Source organism: Chondromyces apiculatus DSM 436 (assembly GCF_000601485.1).
Classification (GTDB): Bacteria; Myxococcota_A; Polyangia; order Polyangiales; family Polyangiaceae; genus Chondromyces; species Chondromyces apiculatus.
The window spans coordinates 1-18,245 of record NZ_ASRX01000124.1 but is presented as its reverse complement, the minus strand read 5'-3'; the positions used below and the strand labels follow the sequence as shown (position 1 = coordinate 18,245).

General features: G+C 67.8%; 4 protein-coding genes. All 4 read left to right on the top strand.

The window, feature by feature from the left end; genetic code table 11:
* Positions 1 to 131: 131 nt before the first annotated feature.
* Positions 132 to 683, top strand: coding sequence for a hypothetical protein (locus CAP_RS42115; protein WP_044252006.1), 552 nt, complete (start codon positions 132 to 134; stop codon positions 681 to 683).
* A 157-nt stretch (positions 684 to 840) separates the two neighbouring features.
* Complete coding sequence (locus CAP_RS42110; RefSeq protein WP_044252003.1) at positions 841 to 2,418, top strand: hypothetical protein; 1,578 nt, start codon at positions 841 to 843, stop codon at positions 2,416 to 2,418.
* Positions 2,419 to 3,853: 1,435 nt separating this feature from the next.
* Positions 3,854 to 12,874, top strand: a complete 9,021-nt coding sequence (locus tag CAP_RS42100; protein ID WP_044251997.1) for a Tc toxin subunit A-related protein — start codon at positions 3,854 to 3,856, stop codon at positions 12,872 to 12,874.
* Between the two features lie 12 nt (positions 12,875 to 12,886).
* On the top strand, positions 12,887 to 18,245 hold a 5,359-nt coding region (locus CAP_RS42095), incomplete at its 3' end, for a SpvB/TcaC N-terminal domain-containing protein (RefSeq protein ID WP_156041651.1).

Sequence of the window (18,245 nt, the reverse complement as noted above, 5' to 3'; positions counted from 1 at the left end):
GACGCCTGGATTGGGCGCCCAAGTCGAGTCTGGTACCATGGCCCGCGAACCTCAGACGCGCTCCTTCGTGTTGTGGTGATTAGCGGTCAGTCTATCACACCTGGCATAGACCCCCGTGCTTTGCTGCATTCATGGGCGCCGCTCTGGTGGGAACGAGGCAGTGCATCATCTGCCGACACAAACGCCGTGCTGAGATTGAAACAGCACAGGCGGGAGGGGTCGACGCACTCGTCATTGCCCAGCGTTTCAACGTCACCAAGAGCGCGCTCCGTGGGCACGCAACCCATAAGGCTGGGGAAGCGGGGAGACCTGAGCATCAAGAGCCCCCCGCAAAGCGCCCTCCGAGCGAGGATGAGGGAGGGGGCAAGCCGGAACTCAGGGCGGTAGCTAACGTCCGGGGGCGGTGTGAGGCGCTGGTCGAGAAGGTCGAGACCCTGATCGAGCGGGCCGACTCCGACGAGAACATCTCCTGGCGGGAGCGCGCGGCGCTCATCGTGGCGGCGAAGCAGGTCCTTGAACTGCTCGGCCGGCTCACGGGGGAGATCGGGCCCACGGCCGAGGTGACGATCGTGGACTCGCCGCGTTGGAAGCGGATCGAGGGAGCGATCGCCGGAGCCCTCGCCTCCTTCCCCGAGGCAGCGGCAGCCGTGTCCAAGGCGCTCGCAGAGCTGGAGGCGGCGTGAGCGGGTCGCCCTGTCGCGCCCTCCTCTGCTGGGCTGGAGCCGCCGCCCTGGCGAGCGCCGCGGTTTCCGCGGCGCTCGGGGAGGAGTGGCAGGTTTCCTTGCTTCGGGGCCTGCTGGGGGCTGCTGTCGCCGCAGCCCTCCTCAGCGAGGGGGCGCGATGACGAAGCCCATCGCGGAGCGCGTGGCAAAGCGGGCACGGCGTCCCCGGGTCACCATGGCCGGAACACTCTCGGCGGCGATCCTCGCTGCCTCGGCGGCGTCTCAGCGCATCGCGTGGCCCTCGGAGCGGTATCAGGCCGCGCCGGGGCGCTTCTTTCGCGAGGTGCTCGGGGTCGAGCCCTGGCACAAGCAGGACGAGGTGCTGGAAGCGCTCGTCCCCGAGCGAGCGCGGGTGTCGGTCAAGAGCGGGCACAAGGTGGGCAAGAGCAGCCTCGGGGCCGGTGCTGCGCTCTGGTTCTACTGCAGCTTCCTCGACGCCCGGGTGATCATGTCGTCGGTCACGGACCGGCAGGTGAACCAGATTCTGTGGCGGGAGCTGCGGATGCTCCACGCTCGAGCGCGGCACCCGATCGACGGCCACCTGCACGAACTCGCGCGGACCGGCTTCAGGTCCGCGGACTTTCGGGAGGTGGTGGGCTTCACGGCGAAGGAAGCGGAAGCGGTGGCCGGAATCTCGGGCCGCAACCTTCTCTACATCCTCGATGAGGCGAGCGGGATCCCCGACGCCATCTACGAGGCGGTCGAGGGCAACCGGGCCGGCGGCGCGCGGGTGCTGATGCTCGGCAACCCGACACGGGTGGAGGGGGAGTTCTTCCGGTCGCACAGCGACAAGCGCGAGTTTTACCGGACGTTCACGATTTCGAGCGAGGAGTCCCCGAACGTCCGTGAGGGTCGGGCGGTGATTCCGGGCCTCGCGACGCGCGAATGGGTGGAGGAGAAGCGGCAGGAGTGGGGCGAGGAGTCGGCGCTCTTCCAAGTCCGGGTGCGGGGCAACTTCGCGCGCCAGGACGCGAGCACGGTGATCCCCCTCTACCTCGTTGATGAGGCCGAGGAGCGCTGGCACGAGGTGGCCGCCGAGGGGCGCCTCCATGTGGGCGTCGACGTGGCGCGCTTTGGGGATGACGATTCGGTAGCCATACCCCGCCGCGGCTGTAAGGCGCTGGAGGTGGTGGCGTGGCATGGGCTCGATGAGCAGACCCTCGCCGCCCAGGTGGTGCAGGTCGTGCGGCGGCATCGCTCACCGCGGGAGCAGAAGGCCGCGGTCAAGGTGGATGCCTGTGGCGGGATCGGGATCCGGGTGGTGGGTCACCTCCACGCCTACCAGGAGGAGATCGAGGTCATCCCGGTCAACGTGGCGGAGCGCTCTCGGCTCCCGGGCGAGTTCCCTCTGCTCCGTGACCAGCTCTGGTTTGCGCTCCGGGATTGGCTCAAGGACGGCGGGGCCATCCCCGAGGATGCCAAGCTCGCGGCCGAGCTCGTTGCTCCGAGGTTCGAGTTTGACCTCCGCCAGCGCCGCAAGGTGGAGTCGAAAGACGAGCTGCGTAAGCGGCTCAAGCGCTCGCCGGACCGCGCCGATGCCCTCGCCCTCTGCGCCTGGGAGCCCTTGGTCTTCCAGCCTCCTGCGGAGGACGAGGACTTCTCCCGGGAGGACGACCGCGCCCACGCCTTCGACGCCTACGGCGGGAGCGGCTTCGACGCCTACGCCTCCATCGGCGGGCTGGGAGGCTGGCGATGAGCCTACGAGCTGCCCTCATGGCCCTGCTGGGGGTCGAGGCCGCCCAAGCCCAGGGCGAGGCCCAGAAGCGCGCCCAGACAGCCGCGCAGGCCCCTAGGAACGCCGACGAGGATGACGAGGAGAGCCTGTGGTCCCGCTGGTGGCGCCGACCGCCGCCGCCGCCCACCATCACGCGCTGGTACCTCGCCGACCTTGAGAAGGCGATCCACGAGGCCGACGCCGGGGACCTGAGCCGAGCCGCACAGCTCTGCAAGGCGTTGCTGCGGGATGGGGTCCTCCGCGGAGTGCTCTCCACCCGGACGGGGGGCCTTGTGCGGCTCCCTCGCCGGTTTTCTGGGGAGCCCCGGGTCGTGGCTGACCTCTGCGGGCAGCAAGGACGACGAGGCGTTGTCGAGCGGAGGGGTCTCGCGGGGGCACTTTTAACCTGCTTGCTGTTGACAAGGATCCCCTCGGCGCAGGGCGGAGGCGCTGCCTCGTTCAAGGGGATTCCCCTCCCCGTGCTGTGCTGCCCCGGTCCCGAAAGGGGCTATGGGATCGATGGAGTAGGGGCTTCTGGCAGTAAGGACACGACCAGGCGGACATAGGGCCGCTGCGGTTCACGCTGGTGATGGCTGCTGGAGCTAGCATTGGCGCTGAGGCCTGAGGCGCCAGGGCATCGGCGAGCCTTGCCGTCGCGACCGCCTCCGCGCCAGGTGCCACGGTCCAAAAAAAGATGCCCCCAGGGCACGCGTCGCTCCGAAGAGGTGTGACAGGGGGACCTTGTGCCAATCGAGCGCCGTGGCGTCGAGCGGAGGGATGGTGCTCAAGCGGCAAGCCACCTTGCCCCACACAGCACCGGGGGTTGCGCTCAGACGTGAGCTTTCTTACGCGCTGTTATCGGTTGAAATAACGTAGCTTTTCATACGAATCCCTGGGCGCGGGCAGCGACTACACTCACTCACCCCCAGAAGTCCGAAGCGCGCTCGAGCGTCTTAACAATTTGTTATGGGTTGAAGTAACGTAACATTTCTCACAGATCCGAACCTCAGATGTCGTGATCCCGCGGGTTTTGCGCATCAGAGAGCGGAGTGTATCTCTGGGATGACACCCGACCCCCGGGGCATGGGGACGCAAAATTGGATTGACCAGAGACGAAACCATAAGACAGACTGCAAGCACCCAGCGGCCCTGCGTGACGGCTTAGCACCGTCGGCTCGGGGCTTCGCTGTCGTTGTCGTTCCACGTAATCCCCCATTGCAGGAGGGATGTTGTCAATCTCGTCGATGGCAAGCCAGCGCCAGCACGCGCACTGGAGAGTCCGCGTCCGCGGTGCCACACCCTTTCGTGGAGCACGAGAGGATGCGAGGCGCGTCGGCTCGCCTCTGGCTGCGCTCGTGCTTTACCCGTTCGTCATGACGTTACCAATCCACGCTCCCCTTCGAGGGCCATCATTGCCATGAACAAAGATCTCACCGAGCAGACGTTCACTCTTCACGCACGCATTGTCGACTCCAGCACTTCGGAAGGTATCGCCGGGCTCGCCGTGGAAGGCTGGATCCGGGGGTTGAGCCACGACGAGTTCGTCGCGGCGGCCACGACCGATCCGGATGGTTACTTTGGCTTCGAGGTTCCGCAGGCGACGCTCGCGCAGGTCGTCGGCGCGGGGCCGGCGGCGCTCTCCTTCAGGATCTTCAGCGAGCAGCGGCTGTTGCTCGACACCGCGACCACGCTCCAGTGGCGCGTGCGCGAGCCTGTGACGTCCCTGTGCATCCCCGTCGATCGCAGCGCACCCCCGGGAACGGAGAGGCCAGCGTTCTGGAGTGTGAGGGGGCGGCTCACCGATGCCAATGGCAGGGCACTGCCAGGCAAGCGAATCAGCGCCAAGGATCGCAACGTCGGTCTGCCGGAGAAGGTGCTCGGCGAGGGCACGACGGACTCCCAGGGGCGCTACCGGATCGCCTATGACGTCGACCAGCTCGGACGCGCGCAGAAACGGCGCCCAGACCTCGTGATTCGCGCCGTCGACAACGCCACAGGAAAGGAGCTGGCGTCGCGTTTCGTCTGCCAGGCACCTCCGAGGGCTGCCGTCGATCTCTCCGCGACCGAAGTCACCCAGGTCGTCTCGGAATTCGAGCAGGTCGTAGCCGCGGTGGACCCCCTGCGTGGAGGGGTCCTGCCCGGCGATCTCTCGGAGAGTGACGTGGATCTGATCGCGTGCAGCGCCGGCATCGACCGCGAGCGTGTCCGCCTCTTCGCCCTCGCGCACCGCATGGCCGAGGGGAACCGGGTCTCGCCGGCGGGCTATTACGGTCTGCTGCGCTGGGGGTTGCCCGAGGAGTGGTCGCGCCTGGTCCTGGCGGGCCGGGGGGGCCACCGGCGAGCGCTCACCTGGGCGGTGAAGGAGAGCGTCATTGCTGCGCTGAGCGGGGTGGCCATCGACGAGGTCGTCGATGAACTCGCCGAGCTTGCCGCCGGGGTTGCGCTCGAGGTCAGGACCCCGGGCGCTGGCACGGTTGGCGATCTGCTGGCCACGGCGCTGCCGGACGCGGGCGATCAGCAGCGCTTTCTGCGGCGCTACGTCATGCACGAGGGGCGCATCTCGGCGCTCTGGAGCGCGCTGGGCGACGGGCAGGAGTTTTCGGAGGGCCAGATCTCCAAGCTGCAGCGGGCGTTCCAGCTCGGGGCGCTGGTGCGCCACCACCTGCCGCTCTTCAAGAGGCTGGAAGCCGACCTGGAGGCGTCGACGTTCCAGTCCCTGCGCGAGCTGGCCAAGCTCGATGAGGGTGACTGGATCGCCCTCCTCAAGGACGACACGAAAGGTCCCCCCATCGGCGCGCCCGCCGGGGTGCCAGGGGCCACGGAGGACGAGCGCCTCGGCAACTATGCTTCCGTGCTCGCCCAGAGCCTGGAGGTTGCGTTTCCTGGCGCGGCGATCGCGGGGCGCCTGGGCGCGGCCCCGCCGGTGCTCTCGGACGCCCTCGAGATCCTGAGCCGCACCCCCGAGCTTGAGCTGGGTCAGGTGCGCATCGCCGACTACCTGGAGGCGCATCCGGAGATCCTCACGGGCGTGGGCAGCCCGACCGTCACCGTCGCGCAGCTCAAAGGCTTCGAGCGGCTCCACAAGCTGACCCACGCGACGGCGGAGATCAGCGCCCTCGTGGAGAAGGGGCTGGACTCGGCCCAGAGCGTGGTCCGGCTGGGACGCGCCCGCCTGAGGCAGCTCCTGGGGAGCGAGCTGACGCCGGGGCGCATCGACGCGATCTTCAGCGCTGCGCGCCAGGTCACCGCCTCCTCGCACGCGATCGCGGCGCGTTACCACGCGGCGTTCAACACGGTGCCGGCGCATGTCCTGCCCACGCCTGCGCCGCCGAGCGCAGGGCAGGTCGCGAGCTGGCCGTCGCTCTTCGGCTCCCTCGACTTCTGCGCCTGTGGCCACTGCCGCTCCGTGTACGGGCCGGCGGCGTATCTGGTCGACTTGCTGCAATTCCTCCACCGGCAGCTCGTCGAGCAGCAGTCTGCGGCCACCTGGACCCACTTCAGCATCTTCACGCAGCAGAACGTGCAGTTCACCGCGAGCCAGTCGGCGCGCGATGTCCTGCTGGTGCGGCGGCCCGACCTCGCCAGCATCGAGCTGACCTGCAAGAACACGGACACGCCGCTGCCCTACGTGGACCTGGTGAACGAGATCCTGGAGTACGCGGTGGCCAACACTGCGCTCACGCCGGCGGTCGCGTTCCCCGAGCACATCGCCACCGAGGGGACGGCGGCGCAGCTCGCGTCTCAGCCGCAGCCTCTGGCTCCTGCCAAGCAGGTGGTCCAGGACAAGGCTTACCAGCTCCTCGCCGAGAGCCCCTACCCCTGGAGGCTGCCTTTCAACATGGGCCTGGAGGAGGCGCGCATCTACCTCGATCACCTGGGCGTCCCGCGGGCGCGGCTGATGGAGGTGCTCGACCGGAGCGAGGAGGGAAGGCCGATTACGCCGCCCTCGTGGGCGCTGACGCTCGAGCGCCTGAGGTTGTCGGAGGCCGAGGCTCAGCTCCTGACGGGCACGTCTCCCATGCCTTGGTGGACGCACTGGGGGCTCCTGGAGACGGGGAACGCGCTCGAGGACCCGACCGGCGCGAGCGCAAGTCCGATCCAGGGGACCTGGGTGGCCGTCCTCAAGCACGTCGCGATCCTGATGCAGCGGTCGGGCTTGAGCTACGACGCGCTCAGCGCGGTGCTCGCCACCGACTTTGTGGATCCGCTTCCCAAGGCCCTCACCATCGAGGCGGCTCCGGGCGCGGACCCGCTCACCTGCAAGCTGGCCGAGCTGCGCATCCCCGCGCTCGACGCCGTGGCGCTGGACAGGCTCCACCGGTTCACCCGGCTGCAGCGGGCCCTCGGCTGGACGGTCGCCGAGGTCGATCAGGCGCTCTCCACGTTCGGAGGGAGCATGGATGCCCAGCTCCTGGTCCACCTCGCGGACGTGGTCCGCCTGCGGGAGGAGGTGCAGGTGCCGGTCCTGGAGCTGCTCTCCTGGTGGGGGAGGATCCAGACGCGCACGCCGATCCCCGAGGAGCGCCCTCTCTACGAGGGCCTGTTCCTCAACAAGGCGGTCACCAATCCTGTCGATGCGGCCTTCGGTTTGAACAGCGAGGCGACGGACCTCGCGGCTCCGGTGGGGCTCGCCGAGCACACGCCCGCGCTGCTCTCCGCGCTGCAGTGCTCGCAGGCCGAGCTCGACCTTCTCACCAGGAGCGACGTGGCCGCGGCGCTCCACCTCTCACCCCTCGTCGCGACGACGCAGCTCGGTCTCGACGACCTCTCCAGACTCTTCCGCGCCGTCTCCATCGCGCGCGCGCTGAACTTGCCACTGACGGATCTGCTCGTGCTGCGTGAGTTCTCGCACCTCGATGTGCTGCAGGCGTCGACGCCCTGGCAGACGCGCCGCTTCGTCGCGGCCGTGCGGGAGGTCGCGGCGTCGCGCGTCGGGGTCGCGCAGCTCGATGAGTTCCTGCGCCACGGCACCCCGGCGGCGACCGGCACGGCCTCACCCCTCGCTGCGGTGGACCTGTTCCTCGACGATCTGGAGGCTCGCCTCGAACAGCTCCAGAAGGATCTCGTGCCGTCCAGCGATGAGCCTTCTCCTCTCCCCAGGGCGCGGGCCCTGGTGCTGGAGCGGCTCGGAGGTGCGCTCAAGGTGGACATGGCCACGGCGGAGTACCTGTCTGTGAAGGTCCTCCGGGCTCCCGCGAGCAGCACGCGGCCTGTACTCTCCATGTTTCTCCACGGGCTGGATGGGGAGACGGTCCCCTCCAGAGCAGAGGCCCGTCTCGCCTTCCTGCGCCTGGAGAAGGTCGCCTCGCTGGTCACTCCGTGGAAGATCTCCCTGGAGGAGCTGCGCTGGATGGTCGCCCCCGAGCAGGGCACGCCGCTCCTTCCCCTCGACGGGCTCCCAGGCGCGTACACGCCCGCGAGCGAGACCCTCTTCCGCGCGTGGCTCACGCTGGCGCGGCTGGTGCGCCTGCGCGACACCCTGCCGGCTGGCAAAGGCGCGCTGGCCGACCTCTTCCGGATGGAGGCGGCGCTCTCGCAGGGGGAGGGGGGGCCAGGGGCGGGAGGCAGCGCCGCTCAATCACCCGAGCTGATCGCCGCGATCGCCACCTGCACGGGCTGGTCTCTGCCGGATGTGGCGTCCCTGTCTGCGAGGTTTGCAGACCTGACCCTCGGCGAGCGCCTGCTGCGGATGGAGACCGCCTGTGGGGGCCTCCGGCGTCTCGGTGTCACCGCCGAGACGGCCGTGGGCTGGGTGGACGCGGAGACGACGCTGGAAGCGGCCCGCGCGACTGCGCTCGAGGTGCGCAACGCGGTCAAGGCGAAGTACGACGAAGCCCGCTGGGACACCCTCGCGCGACCGCTGCGTGACGTGCTGCGTGAACGGCAGAGGGACGCGCTCGTGGGGTATCTCCTCTGGAAGCATGGCTACGCCGACCAAAGCCGCCTCTTTGCCGAGCTGCTGGTCGACGTCGAGATGAGCCCTTGCCAGCTCACTTCGCGCATCGGTCAGGCCATCAGCTCCGTGCAGACCTTCGTGCAGCGTTGCTTCCTCAACCTGGAGGCGCACGTGACGCTCGACGAGGAAGCGGCGCGTGAATGGACGTGGATGCGGAACTATCGGGTGTGGGAGGCCAACCGCAAGGTCTTCCTCTGTCCGGAGAACTGGATCGAGCCCGAGCTCCGGGACGACAAGACGCCGTTCTTCGAGGCCCTCGACAACGAGCTGCTCCAGAGCGATCTCGACGAGGTCAGCGCCGAGAAGGCCTTCTCCGCGTACCTGGTGAAGCTCGACCAGGTCGCGCGGCTCAAGGTCACCGGCATGGTCCGGCAGAGGGAAGGGAGCGGCAAGAATGCGCTGGATGTCCTTCATGTCTTCGCGCGCACGCCCAGCACGCCGCACGTGCATTTCTACCGCCGCCGCGCGGGCGATGAGACCTGGTCGCCGTGGGAGAAGATCGAGCTCGACATCCAGAGCAATCACCTGATCCCCGTCGTCTACGAGCGCCGGTTGCTGCTCTTCTGGGCCACCCTGGAGAAGAAGCCGAGCGCAAACCAGGACGCCAGCATGGGCAGCATGGATACGCCGGGCAGGCCTCCCCAGCTCGACCTGCTCATCAAGCTCGCCTGGTCCGAGTACCAGAACGGGAAATGGACGGCACAGCGGTGGGTGGATGCGCCAGCCGTCAGGATGTCGCTCGGAATGCTCGAGGAGCTCTTCCCGGAGGAGCACTTCTACTTCCGGGCTTACAGCCCGCTCCAGCTCTTCGGCGGCAGTCCACCCCAGCTCGTCATCGAGTGCCTGCGCAAGGCCATCGACAACGAGGCGAGCCCGACCCTGGCCATGAGCAGACGACTCGGCCAGTTCGTGCTCTCGGATTGTCGGGGGCGCTGGGCGCTCCAGGGTCCCACGTCAACGATGTCGCTCCGCGTTCGGCAGCCTGGTCACGCGACGCGGGACGGGATGGCCATCGTCCAGGAGGGTTACCGGAACGATCAACGGCTCCACGTGCTCGCCGGTCGACTTGAGCCCGGAACGCAGAAGAACCTCGGGGAGGACGGTGAGCAGATCGCCGTGTTGAACGCGACGCCTGGCATCTTCAGGATCCTCTTTCCCAACAGCTACGAGGACTTCCTGTCCCAGGATGTCTTCTTCTACGAGGACGACCGGCGGAGCTTCCTGGTCACACCGAAGAAGGAGAAGGTCAACCGCTGGGTCTTCAAGAGCGAAGCCAGCCTCGACATGGTCCCCTTCCTCTGGGACGACGACACGTTCCGTCTCGAAGAGCCCGAGGTCGGCCCGCTCCCCCAGGGCGAACCTGGCAGGGGCCTCGAAGCAGCTTTCAGCGCCTCCTCCCAGAGCGCGCAGATCCTGAGGAGGTGGGCAACGTCCACCCCCACGGTTCTTCATCTCCCGGCCACCACGCTGAAGCAGCGCTTCAAGTTCGAGCCCTTCTATCACCCGTACGTATGCAGCTTCATCAAGCAGACCAATCGCTATGGCCTCGAGGGGCTCCTCGACTGGTCGAAGCAATCCTCGCCGCTGCAGCTCGCCAGGAAGGAGGACTTCGCGGAGCGCTACCAGCCCACCGATGCCGTCGCCATGCCCTACCCGCTGGAGGACGTGGACTTCTCGCTCACGGGCGCGATGAGCCTCTACAACTGGGAGCTGTTCTTCCACGCGCCCTTGCTCATCGCGGATCGGCTGAGCAAGAACCTGCGCTTCGAGGAGGCGCAGCGATGGTTCCACACCATCTTCGATCCGACCACGGGCTCGACGGCGCCGGCTCCGCAGCGCTTCTGGAAGGTGCGCCCGTTCTTCGAGAACGTGGATCTCGCCGCCATCGACGAGCTTCTCGCCGGCGAGGTGGAGTCGCTCTCGCTTCAGATCGAAGCCTGGCGGCGCGACCCGTTCAACCCCCACCACATCGCGCGTCTGCGTCCTCTGGCCTACCAGAAGACGGTCGTCATGAAGTACATCGACAACCTGATCCGCTGGGCAGACCATCTGTTCCAGCAGGATACCGTCGAGTCGACCACCCAGGCGATGCAGCTCTATCTGCTGGCGGCCGAGATCCTGGGGCCGCGACCCCAGGCGATTCCGAAGCGCGCAGAAGCCGCGCCCAAGACGTACCGCGAACTCGAGCCGCTGCTCGATGACATGTCCAATGCCCTCGTGGAGGTCGAGGGATGGGCTCCTCCGGGGACGGGCTCCACCGGCGTGGGCGAGGACGATCAGGCCGAACCGTTCGTCATGCCCAGCGTGCTCTATTTCTGCATCCCGCCGAACGATGTGCTCCTCGGCTACTGGGACAGGGTGGCGGATCGGCTGTTCAAGCTCCGTCATTGCATGAACATCGAGGGGGTCGTGCGGCAGCTCCCCCTGTTCGAGCCGCCCATCGACCCGGCCCTGCTCGTGCGCGCTGCTGCGGCGGGGGTCGATCTGTCGACGGTGCTCCAGGACCTCAACGCTCCTGCGCCGCTGCATCGCTTCCAGCTGCTTCTTCAGAAGGCCAACGAGCTGGTCGCGGAGGTGAAGTCGCTGGGTCAGGCCCTCCTGGCGGCGCGCGAGAAGCGTGACGTGGAGGCCCTCTCGTTGCTGCGCTCCAGCCACGAGCTCCGGCTCCTCGACGCCATGCGCCAGGTGAAGCAACGCCAGGTGGCGGAGGCGCAAGAGTCGCTGCTCGCGCTGCGCAAGGCGCACGAGGCGGCGACGATGCGGCACCAGTTCCACCGCGATGTGGCGCGGATCAATACCTGGGAGAACGCGCACCTCACCATGAGCGGGGCGGCGGCTGTCAGCCAGGCCATCGTGCAGGCAACCCTGTCCGGTACTGCCGGCCTCTACGCGGTTCCGACCGTGACGACAGGTGGCGCTGGCGCGATGGCCTCTCCCGTCACGGTCGCGACCACGGTGGATGGTGACAAACTCGGGAACTCTTCCGAGGCGGGCGCAAAGGCCGCGAACATCGGCGTGGCCCTGCTGCGCGACAGTGCCGCGATGAGCGCGACGGTGGGCGCCTACCAGCGGCGCTGGGACGACTGGAAGCTTCAGGAGAGGGTCACGGGCCGTGAGCTGCAGCAGATCGACAGGCAGATCGCGGCCACGGAGATCCGGCTGGCCATCGTCGAGAAGGAGCTCGACAACCACGACATTCAAGCGGAGCAGTCCCGAGAGGTCGCGGACTACCTCCGCGACAAATTCACCAATCGAGAGCTCTACGACTGGATGTCGTCACAGCTCGCGACCCTTTACTTCCAGTCGTTCCAGCTCGCTTATGCGCTCGCAAAGCGGGCCGAACGGGCATTCTGGTTCGAGCGGGGTCTGGAGCCCTCCGGCGCCTCCTCCTACATCAAGTTCGGTCACTGGGACAGCCTGCGCAGGGGGCTCCTCGCGGGGGAGGCGCTCGGCTTCGACCTCAAGCGGCTGGAGATGGCCCATCTCGAGCATGACAGGCGGGAGCTGGAGCTGACCAAGCAGATCTCGCTGCTGCAGCATGACCCGGCCGCGCTCATGGAGCTGAAGACAGAGGGCATCTGCACCATCACCCTGCCGGAGCAGCTCTTCGACATGGACTTCCCAGGGCATTACCTGCGCCGTCTGAAGAACATCAGCCTCACGCTGCCGTGCATCGTGGGGCCCTACGATAGCGTCAACTGCACGCTCACCCTCGAGTCGAGCAAGGTGCGATCCGTCATCGGTAGTGTGGACGCGGACGGCTACCTGGCCCAGAACCCTGACCATGTAAAGGACAGGTATACGCCGGTCACGTCGATTGCCACCAGCCACGCCCAGAACGACAGCGGGCTCTTCGAGGTCAACTTCCGGGACGAGCGCTACCTTCCCTTCGAGGGGGCAGGCGCTGTCTCGAAATGGCGCCTGGACTTGCCGCACGACTGCCAGGCTTTCGATGTCTCCTCCCTGTCCGATGTCATCATCCACGTCCGTTACACGGCACGCGACGGCGGTGATGCGCTTGCCCCCGCAGCACGAGGAGCACTCGGAGCCTGGCGGAAGACGACGGCTCATGACCCGCTCGCGAAGCTGGTCAGCCTCCGGCATGACCACCCGCGCGCCTGGCAGGCCTTTCTCGACCCTGCGGGGCCCTTGCAGCTCGAGTTCGGCCTCGACCACGAGCAGTTCCCCCATCCGCTTCGGGGCAAGACGCTGAGCATCCACCGCGTCGACCTGTATCGGGTGCTCAAGCCCCAGAAGACGGCGACGTTCAGCCTCGAACTCCTTCTCGGGGGCATGCCCCCTGGAGCGCTGGAGCTTCCTGCTGGAGGCACGGGCATCACCATGGATACCCGAGGGTGCTCGGCTTCGGTTCCCTCCGCGTGGACCCTGTCCGCGCTCCCCCTGACGCAGCCTGCAACGGCGACATCCCTTGCGGACGAGCTTCAGGATGTCGTCGTCATCGTCCATTACACCGCGAGCTGAGAGGCAATCCCCATGAACTCTCGAAGCTTCAAGGATGATGCGCAGGTCCAACCTGCACCCAGCGCGGCCTCCGGCACTGCAAGCGGAGGCAGCGAAGGCGCCAGGCCCTCGCCGCGCGCGATGGCTCCGGTCGCGCCTCCCTCACCGTCTCTGCCGAAAGGGGGGGGCGCCATCCGTGGCATTGGTGAGAAGTTCACCGTCAGCCCAGCGACGGGCGCAGGCGCGCTGTCCGTGCCCATCGCCATCAGCCCAGGTCGCGGCGGCGTGCAGCCGGACATCGCTCTGTCCTACGACTCCAGCACCGGAAATGGCCTGTTCGGTGCCGGCTGGAACCTGTCCGTTCCTCGGATCACGCGCAAGACCGACAAGGGCCTCCCTCGCTACGAGGATACGCAGGAGTCGGACACGTTCGTTCTCTCCGGTGCCGAGGATCTCGTGCCCGTTCCTGACGCCAGTGGCGCGCTCACGCCCACGGTCGATGGGGACGAGCTCGTGCTGCGTTATCGCCCACGGACCGAGGGGCTGTTCGCGCGTATCGAGCGGCGAACCCAATCGCCCAGCGGTCGCACGTACTGGAAGGTCACGACGCGCGACAACGTCACGAGCTTCTATGGTCGGTCGGACGGGGCATGCATCGCCGATCCGAAGACCCCGGCAAGGATCTTCTCGTGGCTCCTGGAGGAGACGCGCGACGACCGGGGCAATGTGATGACTTACGCGTACAAGCAGGAGGATCTCACGGGGGCGTCGCGGGCGTCGACGTACGAAGCGCATCGCCATGAAGGCCTCTCCCCGGAGGCAAACCGGCACCTCAAGCGCATCTGCTATGGCAACGTCACGCCAGGCGATACGGCGACGATGCTGTTCGAGGTCGTCTTCGACTACGGGGAGCACGACGAAGCCGTCCCGACGCCCGAGGAGATCCGGCCCTGGGCGCGGCGGCCGGACCCGTTCTCGTCGTACCGTGCAGGGTTCGAGGTGCGCACTGGGCGCCTCTGCCGGCGGGTGCTGATGTTTCACCACATGGCGGAGCTGGGCTCCACGCCCTGCCTGGTGCGCTCGACGGACTTCACCTACGACGACGACCCGGCGCTCACCAAGCTCACGGCGGTCACGCACTCAGGCTACATCCGCGCTCCCGGGGAGGTCGCCTACCAGAAGAAGTCGTTTCCTCCGGTGGAGTTTGGCTACTCGAAGCCCGAACTCGATACCTCCATTCGCTTCCTCGACAGGGAGAGCACGCGCGATCTCGCCGGGGCGCTCCAGGGCTCGACGCAGTGGGTGGACCTCGACGGTGAGGGCCTCCCGGGCTTGCTGGTGAGACAAGCTGGCGCGCTGTTTTACAAGCGCAACCTGGGCGGTGGGCATCTCGCTCCGGCGCATGTGCTGCCCTCGAAGCCCTCGCTGGCCTCCAGCGGCTTGCAGGTGATGGATCTCGATGCGGATGGGCAGAAGGAGATGGTCTTCTTCGAGCGGCCCGTGGCGGGGTACTTCGACCGCACCGAGGACGGGTCCTGGGCGCCGTTTCAACCCTTTCCAGGCCAGCCCATCCTCGACTGGTCCGACCCCAACCTGCAGTTCGTCGATCTCAACGGCGATGGCGCCGAGGACGCCCTCATCGCGCGTGGGAGCACGCTGCTCTGGTATCCCTCGCGGGCCAAAGGTGGGTTCGAGCCGCCGGTGACGCTCACTGCGCCTCGGGATGGGGAGCGGGGGGCCGCGCTGCTGTTCACGAACGGGCAGCACACGGTCTTGCTGGCCGACATGAGCGGCGATGGGCTGAGTGATCTGGTCCGGATCACGAACGGGAACGTGTGCTACTGGCCAAACCTCGGCTACGGGCGCTTCGGGGCGAAGGTCGTCATGCATGACGCGCCCTGGTTCGACCATCCGGACAAATTCGATCCGCGCCGGGTGCGGCTGGCGGATGTCGACGGGTCGGGGACGACGGATGTGCTCTACATCCGGGGGGACGGGATCTGGCTTCACCCGAATCAGGCGGGCAATGGGTTCGGTCCTGCCGTCGAGCTGCCGCGGTTGCCGGACCATAGCTTTCACTCCAGCATCCATACGCTGGATCTGCTCGGCACCGGCACGGCGTGCCTGGTGTGGTCGAGCTCTTTGCCTGGCTTCGATGCCGCGCCGCTGCGTTATGTCAACCTGCTGGGTGGCAAGAAGCCGCACCTGCTGACGTCGGTCAAGAACAACCTGGGGCTCGAGACGCGGCTTCAGTATGCGCCCTCGACCAAGTTCTTCCTGCAGGATCGCGCCGCCGGGAGGCCGTGGGTGACCAGGCTGCCGTTTCCCATCCACGTGGTCGAGCGCGTCGAGCGGTATGACCGTCTCAGCCGGGTGCGCTTCGTGTCGGAGTACCGCTACCACCACGGCTTCTACGATGGGGAGGAGCGGGAGTTCGGGGGCTTCGGCATGGTCGAGCAGGTCGACACCGAGGCGTTCTCGGCGGCGCGGGGAAAGGGGCTGTTCCCGGAGGTGGCCGCGACGAACGAGGGCCTCCTACCCCAACCCCCGGTGCTGACGAAGACGTGGCTGCATACGGGGGCGTGGCGCGGGGGCCCCGCGATCAGTCGGCAATACGAGGAGGAATACTTCTCGGACGGGCCGAACGACGCCGAGCCCCGCCTGCCGGACACGATCCTGCCGGAGGACCTGGCGGACCTGACCGCCGACGAGATGCGCCAGGCCTGCCGGGCCCTGCGCGGTCAGACCCTGCGCCAGGAGGTCTACGCGCTCGATGGCTCGCCGGAGGAGGACACGCCCTACACGGTGGTGGAGAGCTGCCACGCCGTGCGCCGGGAGCAACCTGCGCAGGGCAAGACGCCGGCCGTCTTCCTGGTCTCGCCGCGGGAAGCGATCTCGCTCTACTACGAGCGTCACCGCTCCGGGGGCAACCTGGACCCGCGCGTGACGCACGCCTTCACGCTCCAGGTCGATGAGTACGGCGTCGTGCGCCAGAGCGTCGCGGTGGCCTACCCGAGGCGCCAGGGCCAGAGTGTGGTGGCGGCGCAGGCAGCCCAGAGCGCGCTGTACGTGACCCTGACCGAGGTGGAGGTCGTCCACCTCGCGGCGGCCGCCGAGGGCTACCGCCTGGGCATCCCCACCGCCACGCGCACCTACGAGCTCCACGGCCTCGCCGCGCCCGCTGCAGGCGTCTACACCTTCGAGGAGATCGACGCGGCCGTTTCCGAGGCGCACATGACAGCCGCGCGACCCTACCAAGACTGGTCTCCCCCCGCGGAACCCGCGGAACCCCCGGAAACCTCGTCCCCCGTACGCCGCCTCCTCAAGGACGTGCGCGTGCGCTACCAGGACAGCGCCGCCCTGCCGGCGCCCCTCGACCTGGGCGAAGTCGACCTGCACGCGCTCCCTTACGAGAGCTACCAGCTCGCCTTCACCCAGGGCCTGATCGACGACACCTTCAACGACGGCCAGCCGCGCGTCTCCTCGGCGCTCCTGAGCGAAGGCGGGTACGTCCAGCTCCCGGCCACACCCGGGTGGTGGATCCCCTCCGGGCGCCAGCTCTTCGACGACGCGCACTTCTTCCTCCCCACCTCGTTCCTCGACCCCTGGGGCACCGCCACCACCGTCGACTACGACGCGCACCACCTGCTGGTCACGCGCACCGAGGACGCGCTCGGCAACGAGGTGGTCGTCACCAACGACTACCGGGTGATGTCCCCCGTGGAGATCACCGATCCCAACGGCAACCGCACCGCCGTGCGCCTCGACGCGCTGGGCATGGTGGTCGCCACCGCGGTGATGGGCAAGGCGGGGAGCCAGGACGGCGACACCCTCGACGACCCCACCACCACCCTGGAGATCGACCTCTTCCGCTACCTGAACGCCGGCAAGCCCAGCGTCGTCCACGCCCGCGCCCGCGAGACCCACGGCGACCCGAACACCCGCTGGCAGGAGAGCTACACCTACTCCGACGGCTCCGGCCGCGAGCTGATGCGCAAGGTCCAGGCCGAGCCCGGCCTCGCCCCGGTCCTCGACGCCAACGGCGACCCCGTGCTCGACGGCGGCGTCCTGCAGATGGCCATCGCGCTCCAGCGCTGGGTCGGCACCGGCCGCACCATCGTCGACAACAAGGGCAACCCCATCAAGCAGTACGAGCCCTACTTCAGCCGCACGTCCGAGTACGAGGACGACGAGGCGCTCGTGCACTGGGGCGTGACCCCGGTCCTCCACTACGACCCCCTGGGCCGGCTCGTGCGCACCGACTTCCCCGACGGCTCCTACGCGCGCGTCGGGTTCACGCCCTGGTCGCAGACCTCCTGGGACGCCAACGACACCGTGCTCGAAGACGGCAACCTCTGGTACGCTGCCCGCCAGCCCGGCGCCACCCCCACCCCCAGCCTCGCCGACCAGCGCGCCGCCGATCTGGCCGCAGCTCACCACGACACGCCCTCCGTGGTGCAGGTCGACCCGCTCGGGTGCGCCGTGGTGAGCGTCGCCGAACTGGAAGAAGACATCCAGCTCTTCACCACGACTACGCTCGACCTCGAAGGCAACCCGCGCGTCATCAAAGACGCCCGCGGCAAGGAGTGCATGGTCCACACCTTCGACGTGGCCGGCCGCAAGATCCACCAGCACAGCATCGACGCCGGCACCCGGTGGATGCTCCCTGATGTGCTCGGAAATCCGCTTCGTGGATGGGACAGCCGCGGCCATACCCTCCGGACCACGTACGACGTGCTCCGGAGACCGATCGAGCTGTGGATGCAGCAGGGCACCGACCCGGAGGTGCTCGCCGAGCGCACCGTCTACGGCGATGGCGTCTCCGATGCGGCGTCCTTCAACCTGCGCGGCAAGGTCTACCAGCAGTACGACGGCGCCGGGCTCGTCACCAGCACCGGCTTCGACTTCAAGGGCAACCCGCTTGGCAGCACCCGCACCCTGGCAATTGACTACCAGAACCAGCTCGACTGGGCTGCGACGCCGGCTCCCACCCTGGAGACGGAGACCTTCACCAGCACGGTCGCTTACGACGCCCTCAACCGGCCCATCAGCATCACCAAGCCCGACCAGAGCGAGACCCGGTCGACGTACAACGAAGCCGGCCTGCTCGAAGCCGTCGACGTCCGGCTGCGCGGAGCCTCCACTTGGACCTCCTTCGTCGTCGACATCGATTACAGTGCCAAGGCCCAGCGTGAGCGCATCGCCTACGGCAACGACGTGCTCACCGAGTACACCTACGACCCGCTCACCTTCCGCCTCACCCGCCTCAAGTCGATGCGCGTCGCGGACAGCGTGGTCCTGCAGGATCTGCGCTACACCTACGATCCCGTCGGCAACATCGTCCTCATCGACGACAAGGCCCAGCAGAGCCTCTACCACAACGGCCAGCTCG